14 protein-coding genes are annotated in these 21,062 nt (G+C 45.7%); 9 read left to right on the plus strand and 5 right to left on the minus strand.

Annotated elements, in window-relative coordinates:
* Genes Pcarn_RS03535 through citC form a run of 3 tightly spaced genes read right to left on the minus strand, consistent with a single transcriptional unit; the run spans window position 1 to window position 2,172 of the window.
* Window positions 1-876: an aldolase/citrate lyase family protein gene (locus Pcarn_RS03535; RefSeq protein WP_261835013.1), complete on the minus strand. Its 876-nt coding sequence runs from the start codon at window positions 874-876 to the stop codon at window positions 1-3.
* Window positions 873-1,160, minus strand: a complete 288-nt coding sequence (gene citD / locus Pcarn_RS03540) for a citrate lyase acyl carrier protein (protein ID WP_261835014.1) — start codon at window positions 1,158-1,160, stop codon at window positions 873-875. The genes Pcarn_RS03535 and citD overlap by 4 nt, the downstream gene beginning before the upstream one ends.
* A 10-nt stretch (window positions 1,161-1,170) precedes the next feature.
* The gene (gene citC / locus Pcarn_RS03545; protein ID WP_261835015.1) at window positions 1,171-2,172 is read right to left on the minus strand and encodes a [citrate (pro-3S)-lyase] ligase; all 1,002 of its coding nucleotides are present in this window, start codon (window positions 2,170-2,172) and stop codon (window positions 1,171-1,173) included.
* A 345-nt stretch (window positions 2,173-2,517) separates the two neighbouring features.
* Between citC and Pcarn_RS03550 the strand changes: the two genes are divergently transcribed.
* Together Pcarn_RS03550 and Pcarn_RS03555 are read left to right on the plus strand one after the other, a co-directional pair.
* Window positions 2,518-4,038 carry an ATP-binding protein gene (locus Pcarn_RS03550; RefSeq protein ID WP_261835016.1) on the plus strand — a complete coding sequence of 507 codons (1,521 nt, stop codon included), beginning with the start codon at window positions 2,518-2,520 and terminating at the stop codon, window positions 4,036-4,038.
* Window positions 4,028-4,711 (plus strand): response regulator, encoded by a 684-nt coding sequence (locus Pcarn_RS03555; RefSeq protein WP_261835017.1) that lies wholly within the window; start codon window positions 4,028-4,030, stop codon window positions 4,709-4,711. The genes Pcarn_RS03550 and Pcarn_RS03555 overlap by 11 nt, the downstream gene beginning before the upstream one ends.
* Here the strand turns inward: Pcarn_RS03555 and Pcarn_RS03560 are convergent.
* Complete coding sequence (locus tag Pcarn_RS03560; protein WP_261835018.1) at window positions 4,708-5,130, minus strand: glycine zipper domain-containing protein; 423 nt, start codon at window positions 5,128-5,130, stop codon at window positions 4,708-4,710. The genes Pcarn_RS03555 and Pcarn_RS03560 overlap by 4 nt on opposite strands.
* Before the next feature lie 366 nt (window positions 5,131-5,496).
* Here Pcarn_RS03560 and Pcarn_RS03565 point away from each other — a divergent pair, with 366 nt between their 5' ends.
* The 5 genes from Pcarn_RS03565 (at window position 5,497) to Pcarn_RS03585 (ending at window position 12,790) form a co-directional block, all read left to right on the plus strand.
* On the plus strand, window positions 5,497-8,151 hold the full coding sequence (locus tag Pcarn_RS03565) for a beta-N-acetylhexosaminidase (protein WP_261835019.1): 2,655 nt from the start codon (window positions 5,497-5,499) through the stop codon (window positions 8,149-8,151).
* A gap of 1,016 nt (window positions 8,152-9,167) precedes the next feature.
* On the plus strand, window positions 9,168-10,286 hold the full coding sequence (locus Pcarn_RS03570) for a porin (protein ID WP_261835020.1): 1,119 nt from the start codon (window positions 9,168-9,170) through the stop codon (window positions 10,284-10,286).
* Window positions 10,287-10,377: 91 nt separating this feature from the next.
* A complete protein-coding gene (locus Pcarn_RS03575) occupies window positions 10,378-10,986 on the plus strand; it encodes a YccT family protein (protein WP_261835021.1) in 609 nt (202 codons plus the stop codon).
* Window positions 10,987-11,106: 120 nt separating this feature from the next.
* Window positions 11,107-11,475 carry a DUF2799 domain-containing protein gene (locus tag Pcarn_RS03580; RefSeq protein WP_261835022.1) on the plus strand — a complete coding sequence of 123 codons (369 nt, stop codon included), beginning with the start codon at window positions 11,107-11,109 and terminating at the stop codon, window positions 11,473-11,475.
* 622 nt (window positions 11,476-12,097) lie between these two features.
* Window positions 12,098-12,790: an oligogalacturonate-specific porin KdgM family protein gene (locus Pcarn_RS03585; protein ID WP_261835023.1), complete on the plus strand. Its 693-nt coding sequence runs from the start codon at window positions 12,098-12,100 to the stop codon at window positions 12,788-12,790.
* Window positions 12,791-12,856: 66 nt separating this feature from the next.
* On the opposite strand, the gene Pcarn_RS03590 is transcribed toward Pcarn_RS03585, so the two are convergent.
* Window positions 12,857-13,681, minus strand: a complete 825-nt coding sequence (locus Pcarn_RS03590) for a DUF2797 domain-containing protein (RefSeq protein WP_261835024.1) — start codon at window positions 13,679-13,681, stop codon at window positions 12,857-12,859.
* Window positions 13,682-14,162: 481 nt separating this feature from the next.
* On the opposite strand from Pcarn_RS03590, the gene gltX reads away from it, so the two are divergent.
* Complete coding sequence (gltX, locus tag Pcarn_RS03595; RefSeq protein ID WP_261835025.1) at window positions 14,163-15,590, plus strand: glutamate--tRNA ligase; 1,428 nt, start codon at window positions 14,163-14,165, stop codon at window positions 15,588-15,590.
* 159 nt (window positions 15,591-15,749) lie between these two features.
* Window positions 15,750-21,062 (plus strand): ATP-binding protein, encoded by a 5,313-nt coding sequence (locus Pcarn_RS03600; RefSeq protein ID WP_261835026.1) that lies wholly within the window; start codon window positions 15,750-15,752, stop codon window positions 21,060-21,062.

The raw sequence follows: 21,062 nt of genomic DNA on the forward strand, positions 1-21,062 counted from the left end.
TTATTCCTCTCTGATGCCAGACTTAGCACGCTCAAGCACAAGACGAGCACGCTCGATGATTGGGGCGTCTACCATCTTGCCGTTGAGTGACGCCACACCTAGACCTTTCGCCTCAGCGTCGGCTGCCGCTTGGATAACCGCTTTGGCGTGTTTCACTTCGGCCGCTGATGGTGCATATAGGTTATGTAGAAGTTCGATCTGACGAGGGTTAACAAGAGATTTACCATCAAAGCCAAGCTGTTTGATGTGCTCCGCTTCTTTTAGGAAACCTTCGGTGTTGTTTGCATCAGAGTAAACGGTATCGAAACATTGGATACCTGCAGCGCGAGCGGCTTGCAGAATAGAGCAGCGAGCGAACAGCAGTTCAGTGCCTTCAGGAGTGCGGTTGGTCTTGATGTCGCGAACATAGTCCTCGGCGCCAAGTGCAATACCAATTAGGCGTTTTGATGCAAAAGCGATCTCTTTAGCATTGGTGATGCCCAGTGCTGATTCGATAGCCGCTAGCATCTTGGTTGAGCCAATCTCACGACCGCATGCTTCTTCGGCTTCTGCGATGGCTTGTTCCATATCGATAACGTCTTGGGCGCTATCGGTTTTCGCTAGGCGAACCACATCAACGCCAGCAGCTACCACAGCGTTTACGTCAGCACGACCCCACTTAGATTCCAGTGCGTTTACACGAACAACGGTTTCGATATCTTGGTAAAGCGGGTGGCGCAATGCATTGAAAAGGATAAGGCGAGCGGTGTCTTTCTCGCGAAGAGAGACACTGTCTTCGAGATCAAACATGATGGCATCGGCATCATAGATAAAGGTGTTAGATACCATGGCTGCGTTCGATGAAGGAACGAACAGCATTGAACGGCGCATCTTCATACGAATTTCTCCCATGGTAGGGCATGCTGGTTGGCACCGCGAAGCGCAGCTGCTTGTAAACGTGCGGTGATGATGCAGTCCAGAGCGCCTGAATCGGTGACGCGCCATTGACCATCGGTCACATTCAGCTTGTCCAATTCACAACGAACGTGTTGTTCAATAGCATCTCGAAATTGTGTTGCTGAAGAGCTAACCCAAAGTGAAAATGCCTCACTTGGTTCAACCTCAACAAACAAGTCTGAGCTTTCTAGGGTGCCAGCAACCGCCGACTCACATATCTTCATTTCAGCCTCGTTAGATTTGTAGCGCGTAGCCACAGTTTTCAATTAGGTAATTAATCGTGGTAATTGGGAGCAGGTTGGCCACCGAAGAGGCCGCTTGAGTTAGCTGGCTTCTTGCGGTCGATGCCGAGATACTGCTTCCTTCTAAATTCAATCGTTCAAGCTCGGTTACTTGAATCTCGGGTGGAAGGATCTGCTTCATCACACCGTTGTAGTTGTGGGTCACGGCGCAGTTGGGTTCGCTGCCGACGAATCTGTGGTTGATACCCAGGCTCGGTGCGATATGCCTCTTGAATACTTCACAATCTATTTCTGCATGCAGTTGATTCACCAAGCCACTTTTCTTGAGGAAGTAGGACGGGAAGGTGCGTTGGCTGATGATGAACTCATTGCCTGCATGCACAGTGATATTTGAGATATGCGCTGTGCCTTGTTTGACCATGGCGAAGCGATCAGCGAATGAAAACTCTTGGTCATTTTCACTGACGACAAAGATATGTAGCCAGTCACACTGACTCGCGGCTTGCTCAACAATGTAGGCGTGCCCTTTGGTAAAAGGGTTGGCGTTCATCACAATGGCACCAATCTTGTCGCCAGATACACCATGTGTACTTAGCTCGTTTTGTACCTGTTGCAGTTTGTCGGGGCGGTTAATCAGCAGCACTGAATCTCGGTTTAGAGAGGTGAGAGGGGTAAACCCCATAGATTCAAAGATGGCAACCTTATCCGGGGTGGTGAAGATAGATAGACTCTTGCGACCAAGTTGATGTGCGGTCAGCAATACCTCAGTTACCATGCTGCGTGACAGACCTTCACCCTTGAATGCATCTTGAATGGCAAAGTACTTGATGATGTTGCCAGCAAGGCCAACACATCCTGCTAGCTCACCCTCAGCGGTATGAGCGGTACAAAAATATTCAGCATCGTTTTCGTAACGCAATCCCTGCTTGTCTAATAGCTCCTTAATCTCATCTAAATAGATGACAGACTGTGCGTTTGTAATCGCTATGTTCATTTGCATATCCCACCTCTGGCACATAATTTCGCTCAATAAGGGGGCTTAAAAGCTTGATCGAGATCAATTTCGATCAGCGCGCTAATGTGGCTAATAAATTTAATGTTTTTAATCCACAGCTGGGTTTGTGCTGACTCTCTGTATTGGTAATCTCAGGTTTCGCTGGTGGTATTCGCTGTCCATATCTGGTGTTGTTTGCACCCAGTTAACTGCTTTGAGTTGAAGTAAACAAGGTTGGATAGCCTACCTTTAACAGATGGCTATGAGTTCGAGGTTTAGATGGGATTTAAAGGGCGTATCATAATCATTCAATCGCTGGCAGCGGTGTTGATAGCGATCTTTTGCGTGTTTACGACCTTAGGTGCCATCGACTCGGTTCTTACCAATGACAGGATGCATGAGTCTCGAAATCTCGCGGTGACCTTAGCAGTGAACCCTGTGATCATGCAGGCTACCAAGTCTAAAGATGTCGTTGCGCTTGATGAGTTCTTTCGTCATGAGGTAGAGGTGAAATCCGACTATGTGGTGATCACTACCGAAACTGGCAAAAGACTGTTTCATACAGACCCAACTAAAGAGATAGGCAGCGTTAAAGGGGAGAGTTTTCAGCGTGTAATGCAGGGTGAAGTGGTCACCTTATTCCATGATGGCCTTTCAGGGTTGGGAATCAAAACTCGGGCGCCTATCTACGATGATCATAAGCTGGTAGGCATGGTTTCGGTGGGCTACTTGGAGAGCAATGTACAATCCCTAGCCAGCCGTTATTTAACGCAAACCATAGTATTAGCGATAGTCTTGCTTCTAGTTATGTTGCTGTTCTCAAAGATTTTTTCTAACTATGTGCAGAAACAGCTCTCCGGTATGAGCCCCGCACAAATAGCGCGAGCATTTCGTCTAAGAATTGGCATTTTAAACTCCGTTGCAGAGGGCGTATTAGCCGTTGATACCTCAGGCAAGATCATGGTCATTAATAAAAGTGCCATCAAGATCTTGGGTATCGAAAAGCCAAGAGAGTCACTGTTTGACACCCATGTTTCTGAGCATTGCTATCCAAGTGATTTGTTCACTCCTCAAGTTGAAGAAGAGGTCAGTGAAACCACGGTCAACATTAACGGCGAAACCTTACTCGCATCGCGCACCATAATGCGTGATGACGAGAAGATAGTCGGCTATGTGGTGAGCTTTAGACCACGCAACACCCCAGCTATGCTGCAGCTTATGGTGCGTCAGGTGGCCAAAGAGCGGGATGCACTTCGGGTAGTGACTCACGAATACGCCAACAATATGGCGGTGGTGTCCGGTATGCTTGAGATGCAGATGCATGAACAGGCTTTAAAGTTTATTCATAAAGAAAACAATGTGTTGCAGCAGGATGTATCCCAGCTAACCAGCCACTTCCACCCCATAGTCGCGGCACTGATCCTCAGTAAGAAACACCGCTCATCAGAGCTCGGTTATACACTTAATATTGTTGAAGGTTCCAGTCTTCGCTTAGATAACTCGCCTTTATCTGCCGATGAGGTAGCCGCCATATTAGGTAATCTGCTAGATAACGCTTATGAGGCGATCGCTAAGACCCAGCTTAAAGAGGGCGAAATAGAACTGTTTGCCACCGACCTTGGCAAAGAGATTGTTATAGAAGTATCCGACAACGGTATCGGCATCAGTGACGATAGAAAAGATAAGGTCTTTAGAGACGGATTTACCAGTAAAGAAGAAGATGCCGCCATGCATGGGGTAGGGCTTGCATTAATCCACGGCCTAGTTTCTCGGGCTGGTGGACAGATAGTGGTAGAGGACAACGAACCTAATGGCACCGTTATCGGTTTGTTTATCTCGAAACTGGAGAAAGAGAGTGATAGATAAGATAAAGACGCTAGTGGTTGAGGATAAGCTCGAACTAGCGGAGATGATAGCCGCTTACATAGGTCAGAACCCCTATTACGAGGTAGTGGGGATTGCTTCTACTTTGGCTGACGCGAGATTTATGCAGAATACCATGCAGCCGCATTTGATTATTTTGGATAACTATCTGCCTGACGGTAGTGGTATAGAGTGGTTAAGACGTTTGCGAACTGGCACTGCCCCAGATGTAGATGTGATTTTGCTTACCGCGACCTCTGATGCTCAAACGGTTACCTCTGGTATTCGATTAGGCGCATTTGACTATCTGATCAAACCGCTAGCGTTGACTTCATTCAATGATGTATTGAATCGCTTCCGAGATTACTATCGCACTATTCACGGTAAAACAGAGTTTAAACAGTCTGAGGTCAACCGTGCCTATGGGGTGCGTAGAGATAGCCAAGCGATTGATGAACTGCCGAAGAATATTGACCAGATTACCCTGCAAAGGGTGATAGAGGTATTTAGTGATGAATCGGAGCAAACCTCAGATTCAGTAAGTCGTTTGGTCGGTGTGAGTAAGACAACGGCAAGGCGTTATCTTGAGTACGCGGTGAGTATGGGCTTTTTAGAGGCGAGCGTGTCTCACGGAAACGTGGGTAGACCCACTCGCATCTACAAGAAGACGGGTTAGCTTGCTGGAAGCTCGTCCTCTTCATCGATATCTACAAGTTGCTCTGCTTCAAGCTCAGCCAATTGTTTTTCTAACTCAAGGAGCTTGATTTGAGCCTCTAGTTCAGCCACTCGCTTTTCCGTCTCACTACGATTATCGCCTGCAACCCCATCTGCTAGGGTTTGGTTTCTATCTGCCGCGCGCGCATCATCAAGATCTTTCATAGAGCCTGCAACGCCACCAGCAACACCGCCGGCAACCGCTCCTTTGACCGCAAGATCGGCTTCTCCAGTCAGGGCACCTAAGGTTGCGCCAACCAGTGCGCCACCTGCAGCACCTCGGTTACGTGCTGAGTTTTCGTTTTCCGCATCAAATGCAGAACTCGCACAACCAGTTAGAGCGAGGCCAAGAACTGAGCAAAGAATAAGCTTTTTAGACATAACAGACTCCTGTGTAGCAATTGGGCGGGAGTCTACTTCACCTGCAGTTGGTGGAGAAATCATCAGTGCTTATTTCGCTGATAAGCGTAAGTTATCAGCATCTCTCGTTAATACCTGAAATAACCCATTTTGACGTTTTTGACGCAGGCAGAAGTGGATCACAAATCCGCTAGAAAAAGTTATCAATAAAAAATAAATCTAAGCCGATTTCCAATTATTTCGATATTCAACCCTTTATTAAATTGTTGTTTTATAAGGGTTTAATTTCCTGTGTTTGTTTTGATATGTCGCCTTTTAACTAATTTTGCATTAAAAATTAACTCTAGTTAGAGTGAAGAAAGACAAACAATTACAAAGGACATCGAGATGTTGAAACAGAGTCTAATTGCTACTTCTGTTATTGCGGTTTTAGCCGGTTGTACCTCTACACAAAGCAGCACCCAGAATACGGTTGATGCGCTAGCACAAAACCTAGATATCAAATATGAAGTGCTTACTAACCATGGTGCTAATGAAGGCATCAACTGCCAAGCATTAGAAGCTGAGTGGGCGTCATGCAACAAGGTTACTATGACGCTGACTAATGATGGCGATGCAATTGAATCTAACGATTGGGCTATCTACTTCCACAGCATCCGTCTAATTCTGGATGTAGAGAGCGATCAGTTTAAGATCACTCGCATCACGGGTGACCTGCACAAACTTGAGCCAACCGACAAGTTCCAAGGCTTTAAAGCAGGCGAAAGCGTAGATATCACTTATACAGGCGAGTACTGGCAACTGTTTGAAACTGATTTCATGCCTGGTGCCTTTGTAGCGGCTGATGGCGCTGAGCCTAAGCAGATTGTTTCACTAGATGGCCCTGATGTATCTGGCTTTGTTTCTGGCCTAGAGGGTGAGAAACTTAAGCGAACTCCGAGTGACAACAACGTAATTGCGACTGCAGCGACTCGTTTTGCTAAAAACTCAGATGTAGTCCAAGAAGATGTAACTACTAGTCTTATCCCTGCACCTATGATGACCTCTGTCGGTGAAGGAAAACTGGATATTTCTGGTGGCTTCAAACTAGAGCGTTCACCATTTGAGCCAGCACAAGAGCAAGCGCTTGAGTCTCGCGCTGAGCTTCTAGGCACTAGCCTTACCGGTGAAGTGCCAGTAGAAATCTCAATCTACCCATCAGGTTTCGCTAAAGAACTAGCTAAACCTGGCGCTTATGAGCTCGATATCTCAAGTGACAAAGTGACTATCCGCGCATTTGATACTTCTGGTGCCTTCTATGCAATGCAGTCTGTAATGGGCTTGATTGACTCAAATAATCCAGCAGAGCTTCCAGTTCTATCGATTAAAGATGCTCCTCGTTTCCAATACCGTGGCGTTATGGTAGATGTGGCGCGTAACTTCCACTCTAAGGAAGCTATTCTGTCTACTATCGATCAAATGGCGGCATACAAACTAAACAAATTACACCTTCACTTGAGTGATGATGAGGGTTGGCGCCTTGAGATTCCGGGTCTTCCTGAGCTAACCGATATTGGTTCTCAGCGTTGTTTCGACCTTGATGAGAAGAGCTGCCTGTTGCCTCAACTAGGCTCTGGCTCAACTACAGATAACTTTGGTTCAGGCCACTTTAGCCGTGCCGACTATGTTGAAATCTTGAAGTATGCGAAAGCGCGTAGCGTTGAAGTGATTCCAGAGATTGATATGCCAGCTCACGCACGTGCAGCGGTTGTATCAATGGAAGCGCGTTATGAGCGTCTAATGAATGAAGGCGATGAGGCGGCTGCCAACGAATATCGTTTGATGGATCCAGAGGATACTTCGAACGTTACTACGGTTCAGTTCTATGACAAGAAGAGCTTCATCAACCCATGTATGGAATCGTCCACTCGCTTTGTAGATAAAGTGATTACCGAAGTTGCTGCAATGCACAAAGAAGCAGGCATGCCTCTAAGCACTTGGCATTATGGTGGTGATGAAGCGAAGAACATTAAGCTAGGTGGTGGCTTCCAAGATGTAAATGCAGAAGAAAAAGTCGCGTGGAAGGGTGATATCGACCAATCGAAACAAGACCAACCATTTGCTAAGTCTCCACAATGCCAGGCGATGATCGACAGTGGTGATGTGAAAGACTTTGGTCACCTACCAAGCCACTTTGCAGAGCAAGTATCTAAGATTGCAGCAGATAAAGGCATTGAGAACTTCCAAGCGTGGGAAGATGGTCTGAAATACAGTGAAGGTGCGGATGCATTTGCCACTAAAAACACCCGCGTAAACTTCTGGGAAGTATTGTACTGGGGCGGCGCTTCCACCATCTATGATTGGGCAAACAAAGGCTATGACGTAGTTGCCTCTAACCCAGACTATGTATATATGGATTTCCCTTATGAGGTAGATTCGAAAGAGCGTGGTTATTACTGGGGTACACGTGCAACCGATACTCGCAAGATGTTTGGATTTGCGCCAGAGAACATGCCTCAAAATGCTGAAACTTCGGTAGATCGTGATGGCAACGGCTTTACCGCTAAAGGTGAGTTTGAGGCTGAGAGACCTTTCCTAGGTATGTCAGCTCAGCTGTGGTCTGAAACGGTACGCACCGACGAGCAATTTGAATACATGGTGTTCCCTCGCGTATTAGCAGCGGCTGAGCGTGCTTGGCATGTAGCTGACTGGGAAAACCCATACAAGGTTGGCGTTGAGTACTCACAAGATACCAACTTAGTAGATAAAGACGCATTGCTTGCTGACTGGACTCGTTTTGCCAACGTTCTCGGTCAACGTGAACTGGCTAAGCTTGAGAAAGCAGGTATAGATTACCGTCTACCAGTTCCAGGTGCAGTCGTTAAGCAGGGCGAGCTTGCAATGAACATTCAGTTCCCGGGTGTAGCGCTTCAATACTCAGTTGATGGTGAAAATTGGCTAGATTACAACGACGAGCAGCGTCCGAGTGTAACTGGTGAGGTGTGGGTTCGTTCGAAATCAGCCTCAGGTAATCTATTTAGTCGTGTGACTCAGGTGCAATAGTTTGTAGGGCTTTTGTTAACCTCCGTTTGGCCAGCTCATAGAGCTGGCCTTTTTTGTTTTTGTCCCTTGGAAGATGTTTATGCAGCGTGACAAAACTTTTACTCGCTACCTGAACTTGAGCGAGCTTGAATAAAGGGAGACTGTATTAGGGCAGGCCACTTTACAGAGAGAATTAATGAGTGCTTATCACAGATAAAGTTCAGACCTGCCGTGTATCTGAACGCTAGACGTTGATTAAGTGAGGTAACTCTTCATCGATTGAGTTCATAGTCTGTGTGTTCCATCAAATCTATTTCTGAAACATGCAACAACCACTAAAGCGCCTTGTACCAGTTCCAGACAGTCAGTTCTATTACCAGCAATACCTTGTTGTACTGCAGACTTCAGTTTTCGTTCGCGAAGACATCTTTTTATCTCGCTTACCCATCCCTATTGTCGTTCGACTTTTTGTGATTGACTCTTTTTATCTAGTTTGAATGCCCGGCCTTAAGACTTCTTGTTCCGATATTCTCTACAGCTAATGTATTCAACTGAGTTCCTATCAATTCGTACTCACTGTCTAAGTCTCTGATTGCTTTTGTTTTTGTCCAATTGGTGAGTTTCAACTCGACAAAAAACGTCAATTTATAAATTGACGTGGTTCTTTTGATTAATCGCGAAAAAAGTAAATTGGATATGGCTCACAAAAAGTGCCCTCTCGATCAAAAGTTCCCCTGAAAAATATAAAAACAGTCTGATTAGGTTCAAATAAATCCTCAGTTTCATGCTCAAATCCGTGATATTTGTGAGTGTTGATTAATCTAAAAGAATGTTTTGACGTTTTTGACGGAGTTTAAGTTGTTGTTTTTATTGGATTAAATATCTTTAGGTTTTTCTGTTTTGAATCAGTTCAAAGATTTAGGGGTGACTTATTTTGTGTCTGAAAAAATCTGTAAGAATTTCTCATGTTCTTATTCGGCATTGCAGGAACGCAATGTGACAGACCAAAAATAAACATAAAACAAGGGGTTACTCTCATGTCTCGCTTCAACAAAACTATTATTGCAGCAGCTCTTTCAAGCTTGGCTTTCAGTGGTGCCACGCTAGCTGCAGGTGCAAACAGTGAAACAGCGGCAGAAAAATTTCTAACCAAGAGCGATTTTTCATACGAGGTTTACGGCATCATCGCTATGCAGGTTGCATATCGTGATTACGATTCAGGCAACAAGGCAACTGATGACGATCTAGGTGGCACACAGCTAAACAACGAATCACGTATCGGTTTCCGTGGTAAGAAGCAGTTCAAAAACTTCAGCCCAACATTTATCTGGCAGATCGAGGGTGGCTACGTTGACCCAAGCTTTGGTGGTGCAGGTGCAGGTCTAGGTGAGCGTGATACCTTTGTAGGTTTTGAAAGCGAAGGCATGGGCCAAGTTCGTCTAGGCCGTGTTCTTACTCCTATCTATGAGCTAATTGACTGGCCAGCATCTAACCCAGGCCTAGGTGACGTATATGACTGGGGTGGTTCAATCGGTGGTGCTAAGTACCAAGATCGTCAATCAAACACCATGCGCTGGGATACACCAAAATACTTTGATGCGCTATCTTTTGACCTAGCAGTAGGTGCTGGTGATGATGCTTCGACTGGTTCGGGTGACTCATACTTCTTTGGCGGTGCAGCACACTATAACGTTGGCCCATTCCAGTTCGACCTAGCGTATGAGCGCAATGACAAGGTAGAGGCTGAGAATGCAGTATGGACCAATGATACTTACCTAGCGGGTATTCAAGCATGGTTTGAAAATGGCTTCTCTCTATTCGCACAATACAAGTACATGGAAGCATCTACAGATACTAATGTTGATGAGAAACAAGGTGCAATGTCTGCAGGTCTTATCTATAGCCACGGCGATTGGCAGTACAAAGTGGCATATGCTGCAAACTTTGAGCTAGAGCGTGACGGCAACACTATCGATAACACAGACGATAACGTAATCTCTGCTCAAGTACTTTACTTCGTAGACCCATCAGCTGTGCTTTATGCTCGTGCTCGTACTCTTGACTTCGGTGATAAACCAACAGGTCTAGACGGAAACGCACGTTGGAAGTCTGAAGACTTCAACGAGTTCTCTGTGGGCGTAGAATACTACTTCTAATATAAATCCCAATTGGTGGCGCTATCGCGCCACCCTTATTAGGTTTTGCTCGGCACAGAAAGCCAGCGAAAAACCATTTGAGGTATGAAACGTGTTTAAAAAATCTTTGATCGCCATGGGGCTTTTACTTTCTGCAACCGCAGTACAGGCAGCAAGCCAGTTTGACTTTCAAACTGAGATTGAACCTCAGGTTGTAAATGGTAAAGCAGTGAATAGTTCTTGGTTCAGCGATGTCGATCAGCTGCAACTCCACCCAGGCGCTACTCAATTAGGATTCACTGTAGGTCAGATAGTTTTTGAAGACGGTAAACGCCGCAAATTTAACTCGCGTTTGATGATCATGAGCTTTGATGTACAAGACGAGCAAACCTATCAGCTTAACTACAAGAAGTTTCGCACTATAGAAGAGGCGAATAAGTTCAATGATGACCCAACCTTTGAGCTAAAAACAGAGGATGGCAAACCCGTTGAGTTCAAACTAGCTGTGCTAGATAAGAATGGGATGCAAGGCTTCCGTGACTACGAAGCTGAGATTACCGAGTTCAACAAAACAACCGGTGTAGTTCTCGCTGGTGAGTCAGCTACTGCAGTCACAGTTGATGCTTCAAAGGTTTCTTTGGGTATCAAGCAGCAGTTTGCAAACATGTCCCGTGAAGAGCAGCAAGCCTTTATGCAATGGGCAATGCAAAACCTGAAATAGAATATAGGCGAGGCGCTTGAAAGGCGTCTTTGCACTGGAGTGTGTAATTTAATCCCTTGTTTCCCTGTCTAACGTATATAACGGAGCAATAGGTTTCGTTAACACGCGAGGAGGGATCTGATGAGAACATTACTGATTGCATTAGGCGTTAGTCTGTTAGCGGGCTGCGCAATGACTCCAGAATCAGCATCATGGCAAGAGCTGGGCGCACATAGAGGTGGCGCTGGTTTGAAAGCCGAGTCTGCTGAACAGCTGAGTAATCGTTACGACCTTCAAGAGGTCAACTCACAGCAGTATGATGAGTATACGGCGGGCTTCGAGCAGGGCAGAAATAAATACTGTAACCCAGCTCAAGCTTATAACTACGGAAAGCTAGGTAATCAATATAAAGGCCAATGTGCTGGGTTGCCTCAAGAAGCCGAGTTTGCCAAGAAAATGAACAAGGGTTATCAACAACTCGTGTTCAACAGTATGAAGAAATACTATTAGTTCCTGTCTTTACCTTTAACTGTGTAAACCACGTTGCTAGTGTCGGCCAAACGTCTTGTTTGGCCATTTTTTTGCCTGTGAATCCTTAATCTTTATTTGCCATGAAAATAAAGCTCTCTGTTTCCAATAGCTATCGCCGATAATTAAATTGAAAACCACCCCTAAAATCTTCCTTATAATGTGATTTCGTTCACCTTTTGTGGCGTTTCTCATTTTTGAAAAGAAAATCGATCTAATTTGTGGGTGATTTACATCACATTAAAGCCTAGGTTTGGTGTCGTTTTTGAGCCCAAACTCTAGTTTTATATTTCTGTCTAATTCCTGCTCATAAATCAGTTTCAATATAAATCTATGATTTTATTGAATTAAATATCTTTTTCTATTTTTACCTTTCTACATGTTGCGATCTCAATCACATATGCAATTGCATTATTTTGTGATGGAAAATAACTGGTGCAGTCTGAGGGCATGCCAAGGAGGCAAGTGACGCAGAGTCTTAAGTGACGATTGCAACACTGATAAATGGAATAAAGCGGTGCATCGCATCGACCTCTAAAGGTTTCCGTTTGTATATCCAAACCGAGACCACTAAGAAACAAATTAGTGGAAAATAGGTACAACAATGAAAAAAGTTATCGCACTGAGTGCACTAGCAATTGCAGCATCAGCCCCAGCCTTCGCCTCTTCATACGTAACGGGTAATGTTCAATTCCACGACGATGGACGTATCCATGGTTCGAAAGCGACTTCTACCCTAGAAGCGGGTCATACCTTTGAAAACAGCCTTGGTGGTCTGACTCTGTATACTGAGTTTGATGGTATTCAGTTGGGTGAAATAGTGACTGAAAACGGTGGTGCAGGTAATACAACTCCGGCTATCACCCTTGGTGGTGAGCAGGCGTTCAACATCACCGATCATCTTTGGGTTGCTGCAGGTTATCAGCACCTGATCTCTGCGGGTGAATCTATCCAATATCGTCCATTGGTTAAGATTGGCTACAACTTTGATAATGGCCTTTCTATCAGCAACCGTACTCGAGCTCATATCGATGCTACAGACGCGGACGCTGATACAGATTACCGCATGGATAACCGCATCGCGTACTCGTTCTCAGATATGGATCTAGCACTGAGCTATAACAACGTTTATATGATTGAAGCGGAAACCATGGACCACGAGATTCGTGCTACCTGGACTCGCCAAGGTGTTCAGCCTTACTTTGAGTTCCGTAGCCAAGCCAATGGCGCTGAAAACGCACAAGGCGACAGCCTAGTAAACAATGCCTTTGTATTCGGTGCTAGCTACGGCTTCTAATACCGTTTGAATTGGTTTAGTGATTTTCTGTTTTGCCGAGCCCTAGGGCTCGGCTTTTTTATGAGATCAGAAACTTGCGGTGATTTCGTAGGAGGTGAATTTACGCATGTTGATCACGCCAATATCAAAATAGAGATACTGTCCCTTGATACCCAGTAAAGTACCCGTGATCTCTGGGGTTTTATCAAAGTTGAGCGAGGTGATCTTGGTTGGGTATTCAGTCACCGGATAGTCAATCTCGGTTACTGATTCTTCTAAGCGCTCGATAGCATCTTCGCCATAGGTAAGTTTCAGCTCAGATAATCGCTCTTCAATCTTTGGAATCAACTCCTCAGCTCTCTGCTTAAGGTCCATATCATCGGCTTTGCCTTTAAGCATATTGCGCCAGTTAGTCTTGTCTGAGATAAACTCAGCCAATGCGGTTTCGATTAGACCCGACTGCAATCTGGAGGCAACCTTAAAGATAGGCAGTGCCTGGTTTGCGCCTTGGTCTATCCAGCGAGTAGGAAGCTGGGTGTGACGGGTAATCCCTACCTTTATCGCAGTAGTGTTAGCGAGATACACATAGTGAGGTACGAAGCAGTTGTCTTCACCCCATTTCGGTTCACGACAGGTACCTTTATCGTAGTGGCAGGTCTCTGGCTTCATGATGCACATATCGCATTGGGCCAGTTTGCTCATACATGGATAACAATAGCCTTGTGAATAACTCTTCTTGGTCTTACGACCGCAGGCTTGGCAGTGGATATTACCCGAATAAGATAGGGTAAGGGTTTGACCGATAAGTGGCATTAGGTCGATAGATTGGTCGTCTAAAGGCAGTTGATAGCAGGCCTGACCTTTATCGAGTTGAGAGGTCATTTTTCTAATATGACCGGTAATTTGAGGCATTTTTTCAGAGTCTTATGCAAGTGATAGCTTCAGTATACTTGAGCTATTGGAAGAGACATAATAGAGAATATTTGCGATCTGGGTCACGAAAGCATTGATTATTACAGCCGCTGTCATATTCCTGTAATCTTTGTATTGATCACAACGTAACTTTTCCTTATCTTTGTATATGAAACAAATAGATAAGGAATAGCCTATGCAACACCAAGAAATGATCGAGCACTCAAACTTTGGCATCATCAGCCGCATCGCAATTTTTTCATTCGCCAGTCTAGTCGCAATTATTAGTGTTATCTCATGAATACTTTAATTAAATTAGCTGTAGAGGGAGGCAATTAATTTTACCTCCCTTTTTTACGCCTGAACCTTTCTGAAATCTCTCTATCTCTGCTCTCCGTCACCGTTGTACATTTGCGCTTGAGTGCTAAAATAGCCACAAATTTTCGCGGACTCGCGTCTAATACATGACAAAGGTATCTAAATGACGGTTAAAACTCGTTTTGCCCCAAGCCCAACTGGCTATCTACACGTAGGTGGTGCACGTACTGCACTGTATTCTTGGTTATATGCTAAAAACCAAGGTGGTGAATTTGTACTTCGTATCGAAGACACTGACCTAGAGCGTAACTCTCAAGAAGCTGTAGACGCGATTCTAGAAGGTATGCAGTGGATGGGTCTGGAGTGGAATGAAGGTCCTTACTTCCAGTCTAAGCGTTTTGACCGTTACAACGAGTGTATCGACCAACTAGTTGCTGAAGACAAGGCTTATAAGTGCTATGCGTCTAAAGAGCTTCTAGACGAGATCCGTGCAGAGCAAGAAGCAAACAAAGAAATGCCTCGCTACGATGCGAACCACCCTAAGATTGTTGCTGCAAATGCAGAAGCAAAAGAGGGTGACGACTTTGTTATTCGCTTCCGCAACCCTAAATCAGGCAGTGTAGTATTTGACGATCAAATCCGTGGCCGTATCGAGATCGGTAACGATCAAATGGATGACCTTATCATCCGTCGTACCGATGGTGCACCAACCTACAACTTCGTAGTGGTAGTAGATGACTGGGATATGGGTATCACTCACGTTGTTCGTGGTGAAGACCACATCAACAACACCCCACGTCAGATCAACATTTATGAAGCGCTAGGTGCTCCGGTTCCTACCTTTGCACACTGTGCAATGATCCTGGGTGATGATGGCGCCAAGCTGTCTAAGCGTCACGGTGCGGTATCTGTAATGCAATACCGCGATGAAGGTTACCTGCCGAATGCACTAAACAACTACCTGGTGCGTCTTGGCTGGTCTCACGGTGATCAAGAGATCTTCTCTCAAGAAGAAATGATTAACCTATTTAGCCTAGATGCTATCTCTAAGTCAGCGTCTGCATTTAACACTGACAAACTGTTGTGGCTAAACAACCACTACATCAAGACTTCTGATCCAGCGTACGTTGCAGAGCACCTGCAGTGGCATCTAGACAACCAGAAGCTAAACGTTGAGAACGGTCCTGCTATCACTGACGTTATCGCACTCGTGGGCGAGCGTTGTAACACCCTAGTTGAGCTAGCTGAGCAGATCCGTTACTTCTACGAAGACTTCAGCGAGTTTGAAGCGGGCGCAGCTAAGAAGCACTTACGTGGCGTAGCTAAAGCTCCACTAGAGCTAGCACTTGCGAAAGCTGAAGCACTAGCTGATTGGACTACAGACAGCATTAAAGAAAACATAATCAAGGCTGTGTGTGATGAGCTAGAGATCGGCATGGGTAAGATCGGTATGCCCCTTCGCGTAGCGGTAACCGGTGGCGGTCAGTCTCCATCTGTCGATGCAGTAATGGAGCTAGTAGGTAAAGAGCGCTGTGTTGCTCGCATCAAGATGGCTCTTGAGTTCATCGCAGAGCGCGAAGCGAACGCTTAATCTAGCCCAAGATTAACTAAGCCGCTGACTGTAAAAAGTCGGCGGTTTTTTTATGCCAATAGGAATGGTGTACAGCTAATTAATTAGCTATTTATCAAGACATTAGCTATCTTCACTGTTGCACTTAGTTACATATAGGCCATCGGAGGGGATAAAGCAGTGCGACCGATATTTTCAATTCTACTGCTACTGTTTTCTAGTTTTTGCTCCCTTTCCACGTTAGCGAATGTCGTACTTTCCGATGATGAACAGGCATGGTTGAACAAAGGTCACAAGGTAAAGGTCGCGGTATTCGATGATCACTACCCCTATATCTTTCGCAATACGAACGGCGAGTATGAGGGGATAGTTAAGGATTACCTGCAATATATTGAAAAGGTCTCTGGCATCGACTTTATCGAGGTGCCACTCACATCGGTCGAGCAAGGTTACACTGGCCTGAAAAATGGTGATTTTGGTGTCTATCCAATGACCTTCGACTTCGAAGGTTCAAATTTGGATATCCAATACACTGAACCCTATCTTCCCTATCACTATTTCATCTTTGTTAATACTCATCAGCCTGTAGATCCTGCAGAGGAGGTTGTTGAGCAGACTAAGCCGACCATGGCAGTGATAAGAGATAGTGCGATTGACCGCTATGTGGCGTCGAAAAGTCTGCCCGTCGAAGTTCGATACTACGACAGCGATAGACAAGCACTTAAGGCGCTAGATAGGGGGGAAGTCGAGTCTTTTGTTGGGGAGAAGGTCTCGGTACTGCGACTGGTACAGGGTTTAAATTTAAAGAATGTAGTCGCTTTGAGACCCACTAATGACCTCTACGGTTTGCGACTGCAGATGGCAGTCAGCGAGGAATCAAACCAGCTCTATTCGATCATCAATAAATCTATAAGCGCCATGCCGTACGATGTTCAAAATGGCATTTTGCAACACTGGTTTGATAATGACCCATTCAAGAACCGTTTGAATGGTTTTATGTATTTCAATCGAGTGCCTTATACCTATGCGGCTGACTCAGGGGTGGGTCTCGAGTACTCTATTATCCAGAGTCTATTTGAGGCTATGGGTTACGATCTTGGACGCATGATCGCTGCGAATAAGGCGGTGAACTTTAAGGATCTACTTTCTATCGATGGGGTGGATTTTGCTGCGGCGCAAACGCCATCCGCCAGTCGTCCAAGATATGATGCCGGTGGTGAGCTTTATTATTCCAGACCGTATCTGACCCAAGATTATCGCCTTATCTCGCGAGCTGGCGAGGAGATACTCTCCCGAGACAACAATCGACAGCTGTTAAAGGATAAAAAAGTCGGTGCGGTTATCGGCACCTTTGATGCGGTCGCGAGTGAGGCGGCTAAGATGTTTCGTAGTCGCTTCGGACAGCCCATCGATAACGAGTATTTTGACCTTAAGAGCGCACTAGAGGCTATCCAATCTGGGGAGGTAGATTACCTGCTGGTGGATTATCGTGAGTACAACGTTTATTTGCACCGAAGCAAGCAAGCCCCACCGCTAGATGCGACTCACGAGTTTATTACTCGCTTCTCTGTACCACTTCGAATGGCCTTCAAAGATAAGGTGCTTAGGGACAAGTTCAATGCTGAGCTAGATGGCTTTGTGCGCAGCTCCGAGTATCGTCGTTTAGAGAAGCTCTACGAGAGCACCAACTTTAGAGCTAAGGCGGATGGTGGCATCTTGATGACTGAGATGATCACCTACCTAGTTAAGGTAGATAAATTGGAATTGTTGGACAGCGTATTAAATGCCTTCAACTTCTCTGATGGTTTTGCTGCGCTCTCGCTGCGCCTAGGCAGCAATAATGGCCGAGAGATCAACTATAAATCCATCAACGGTAGACTGACTCCGGTAGATGCCTTTAGTCGCCAAGGGCTTATCTATCTGCAGCGAGAACTCGTGCAAGGCAAGGGAATAGAGGAAGTGCCACTTGGCAGTATCACTATCTATTCTGAGCTTGGTTCTAGCTCTTCGTTCAACGAAAACTACATTCCACCGCTGAGCATGTTCGAGTCTTTCAGCGAGACAGACTTTAACAGCATAAAGCAGATCTATGAACAGCTAGACCTCAACACCTCAAGCCTCAATTTCACCTCTCAAGAGCTAGATTGGATTGCGCAAAACCCAGTAATTAGAGTGGGGATAGACCCAGCCGCACTGCCTTATGAGGGAATACAAGATGGAGAGTTTAAGGGCATCATTGCCGACGTTCTGTCTGAAATGAGCAATATAGTTGGGGTGCAGTTTGAGCCGGTATTTGTGGACTCATGGCAAGCGACGATAGAAATGCTGGAGGCTCGTGAGCTCGATATGGTTTCTGCTGCAGTAGAAAACAAGAGCCTTAACTTCGACTATGTGCCTAGTGAGTCTCTTTTTACCGATCAGCTTGCCGTTGTCGGTCATATAGAACAAAACTATGGTCGTGGGCTGAACAGCATGTCCAATATGCGAGTGGGCCTGCAGTACGGGGCTTCCAATAGCCCTAGTTTGATGGAAGCCTACCCTGAGATAGACTGGGTTGAGCTTAAGAGCTCTGAGGTGGGGTTAGACCTTCTTAACCGAGGAGAACTCGACGGCTATATCGATACCACTTATGTTATCAATTATATCTTGAACGAGAATTCTTACCGTGACCTCATCATAGTGGATCGCCTGAGTAATACGGTTTCTCCCACCTTTCATACTCTTAAAAGCGAACCAGTGCTAGGGTCCGTGGTTTCCAAGGCGATTCGTGCCATTAGTTCTAGCAAAAAGCAGCAGATCATTAATAACTGGGCGACCAACCGTGTTATCGAGAAGCTGGATTACACTATCTTATTCTTGGTGGTAGGGTTTTCGGCCTTGGTATTGGCGATTCTGTTTATCTCCAATCGACGCTTGAAGACACAGATGCTGGCGACTAACTTGGCAGAGCTTGAGGCGAGACAGAGCCGTAACCAACTGTTCGATATCTTGAATACCTCGAGTATTGCCGCTGTAATTGTGCAAAAAGGACGCATCAAATACAGTAACAAGCGCGCAGAGGAGCAATTTGGCCTTAGCTTGGATGAGGAAGATGGTTATCTGATTGAGAAGCTGTATGCCGACCCTAACGAGAGAGATCTTATCTACAATAAGCTGGTCCGAGATGGCCGGGTTGTGGACAGGGAAGTAGAGTTCTTACGCGAAGACGACACCAGATTTACCGCGCTGTGTAGCTATTTTCAGATTGAATATAAAGAGCAGCCAGCGACGCTATTTTGGAGCTATGACATATCTGAGATCAAGAAACTTAACCGAGAGTTGGCGGATGCCATGGTTGAGGCGAATATCGCTAATCAGACCAAGAGTGCCTTCTTAGCCAATATGAGTCATGAAATACGCACGCCTATGAATGCCATTATCGGTATGTCTCATCTGGCTCTTGAGGAGCAGATGAATAGCAAGGCGCAGAACTATGTGACTAAGGTTCACCAGTCGGCTCAATCGCTACTTTTGATCATCAACGACATCCTCGATATCTCTAAGATTGAGTCCGGAAAGTTCGAGCTAGAACAGCGACCATTTTCCCTGCGCGATACCTTGCGCCATATCTCAGATGTGATCGGTTTTAGGATCTTTGAAAAGGACCTGCAGTTTGTCTTTAATGTGGATGGTCGCATCCCGCGTATGGTGATAGGAGATGAGCTACGGCTTTCTCAAGTACTGATCAACCTAGGCAATAACGCCACCAAGTTTACCCATGAAGGGCATGTGATTGTGGGTATCGATGGTAGAGCGCACCCAGAGGATGAATCGCGATTTATCTATCACTTCTATGTGCAGGATACAGGAATTGGTATCGCCACCGATAAACTGGACAAGCTGTTTGACTCTTTTCAGCAAGCGGACGCCTCAACTACGCGAGAGTATGGCGGTACCGGTCTCGGACTGAGTATCTGCAAACAGATAATCGAGCTTATGGGCGGTAAGATCTGGGTTGAGAGTGAGTTAGGTAAAGGTTCAGTGTTCCATTTCGAGGTAGAGATGGAGGTGGCCGAGAGCAATGTCAGTCTGTTTAGTACACTGCAACCGGCGATAAATACGCTGGCCAAGAAGCAGGTACTCTTGCTTGAGCCAGACAGGTATACCTCAGATGCAGTTAATATGGCGCTGACCAGTACACCTATCTCAACTCGAGTCTTTACCCAGTTTGAGCTGCTGATAGATGAACTGAAAAGGAGTCGTCGCGACTCAGTGACCTATGTATCTGATGCAGCGTTAAAGCGAAATAGTATCCGTGAGCAATTAGCTCAGCTTAGGTCTCTGACTAAGCTTGTATTATGCACCTCAAGTGATGAGATGGCAGAGCTTGCTCAGGGTATGCGGGTGAGTGTGTTGCGTAGGCCATTTGTTCCATTTGAGTTCATCACCACGTTAAGTGGTAAGCAAGAGCAGGACTCTAGTGTTGCTCTGCAGCAACAGCAAAGCGCTGGTCAGATCCTTAGCGGCCAATCCATCCTGCTGGTTGAGGACAATGAGCTTAACCAAGAATTGGTGCTCGGCTTACTCGAGCCATATTCACTCAATATAGATGTGGTGGAAAATGGTCTACTGGCGGTAGAAAAGGCACAGCAAAATAGATACTCCCTCATCTTGATGGATATTCAGATGCCCGTTCTGGGCGGTTATGAGGCGACGCGTCGCATACGAGAATTTGATCACAATACACCGATCGTGGCTATGACCGCTAACGCCATGGTTGGGGATCAAAGAAAGGCACAGCAGGTGGGTATGAATGATTTTGTGCCTAAACCAATCGATGTCGACAGGCTTATTTCGGTAATGACACGCCTTAGCTCGAATAGTGACGCCAATATAGAGATTGAAGAAACAGAAGCCGTTCAGCATAGGGTTGATTCTCTATTTGACCCGAGTATTGGGTTGACGACCTGTGGCCAAGATGAATATCTGCTTTTGAAGCTACTGCGCAAGTTCTCCAATAATGCACAGCAGAGAGTCAATGAGATGATCAAGGCGAATAAGTCGGGTGATATCGAAAGTGCTATTCGTGAGGCGCATACATTGAAAAGTACCGCTGCCAGTATTGGAGCGACTCAATTGGCCGGTTTGTGTGCAAGTTACGAGCAACAGATGGAACAGCTCGGGGACCGACTAGACGGGTTGCAGCTGGAGCATCTTAAACAAGCTCTGACACAAGTATTACACGCTGTTCAAACTTATATCGATGATGACCCTAATATAAGTGCGCCCGAATCGGAGCAACAAATCGAATTAGAACAGTCATTTATTGACGAGGTCGATAGGTTGAAACTACTTTTGGAGAACTATGATCTGCAATCTGTAGAATTGATTCAGGCGTTGAAACGAGAAACGGATACACCTGAGGTGCTGGCTAGATTGTCTCAGCTGGAAGATATCCTAGCCTCGTATCAATTTGAACAGGCGCTCTCTTTGTTGCGTGAGTGGACTGAATAA

Source organism: Vibrio ishigakensis (genome assembly GCF_024347675.1).
GTDB lineage: Bacteria > Pseudomonadota > Gammaproteobacteria > Enterobacterales > Vibrionaceae > Vibrio > Vibrio ishigakensis.

Bases quoted from the DNA above. Each gene is read 5' to 3' on its own strand.
- Pcarn_RS03535 (WP_261835013.1), bottom strand. From the start codon at position 876: ATGAAGATGCGCCGTTCAATGCTGTTCGTTCCTTCATCGAACGCAGCC.
- citD (WP_261835014.1), bottom strand. From the start codon at position 1,160: ATGAAGATATGTGAGTCGGCGGTTGCTGGCACCCTAGAAAGCTCAGAC.
- citC (WP_261835015.1), bottom strand. From the start codon at position 2,172: ATGAACATAGCGATTACAAACGCACAGTCTGTCATCTATTTAGATGAG.
- Pcarn_RS03560 (WP_261835018.1), bottom strand. From the start codon at position 5,130: ATGTCTAAAAAGCTTATTCTTTGCTCAGTTCTTGGCCTCGCTCTAACT.
- Pcarn_RS03565 (WP_261835019.1), top strand. From the start codon at position 5,497: ATGTTGAAACAGAGTCTAATTGCTACTTCTGTTATTGCGGTTTTAGCC.
- Pcarn_RS03570 (WP_261835020.1), top strand. From the start codon at position 9,168: ATGTCTCGCTTCAACAAAACTATTATTGCAGCAGCTCTTTCAAGCTTG.
- Pcarn_RS03580 (WP_261835022.1), top strand. From the start codon at position 11,107: ATGAGAACATTACTGATTGCATTAGGCGTTAGTCTGTTAGCGGGCTGC.
- Pcarn_RS03585 (WP_261835023.1), top strand. From the start codon at position 12,098: ATGAAAAAAGTTATCGCACTGAGTGCACTAGCAATTGCAGCATCAGCC.
- Pcarn_RS03590 (WP_261835024.1), bottom strand. From the start codon at position 13,681: ATGCCTCAAATTACCGGTCATATTAGAAAAATGACCTCTCAACTCGAT.
- gltX (WP_261835025.1), top strand. From the start codon at position 14,163: ATGACGGTTAAAACTCGTTTTGCCCCAAGCCCAACTGGCTATCTACAC.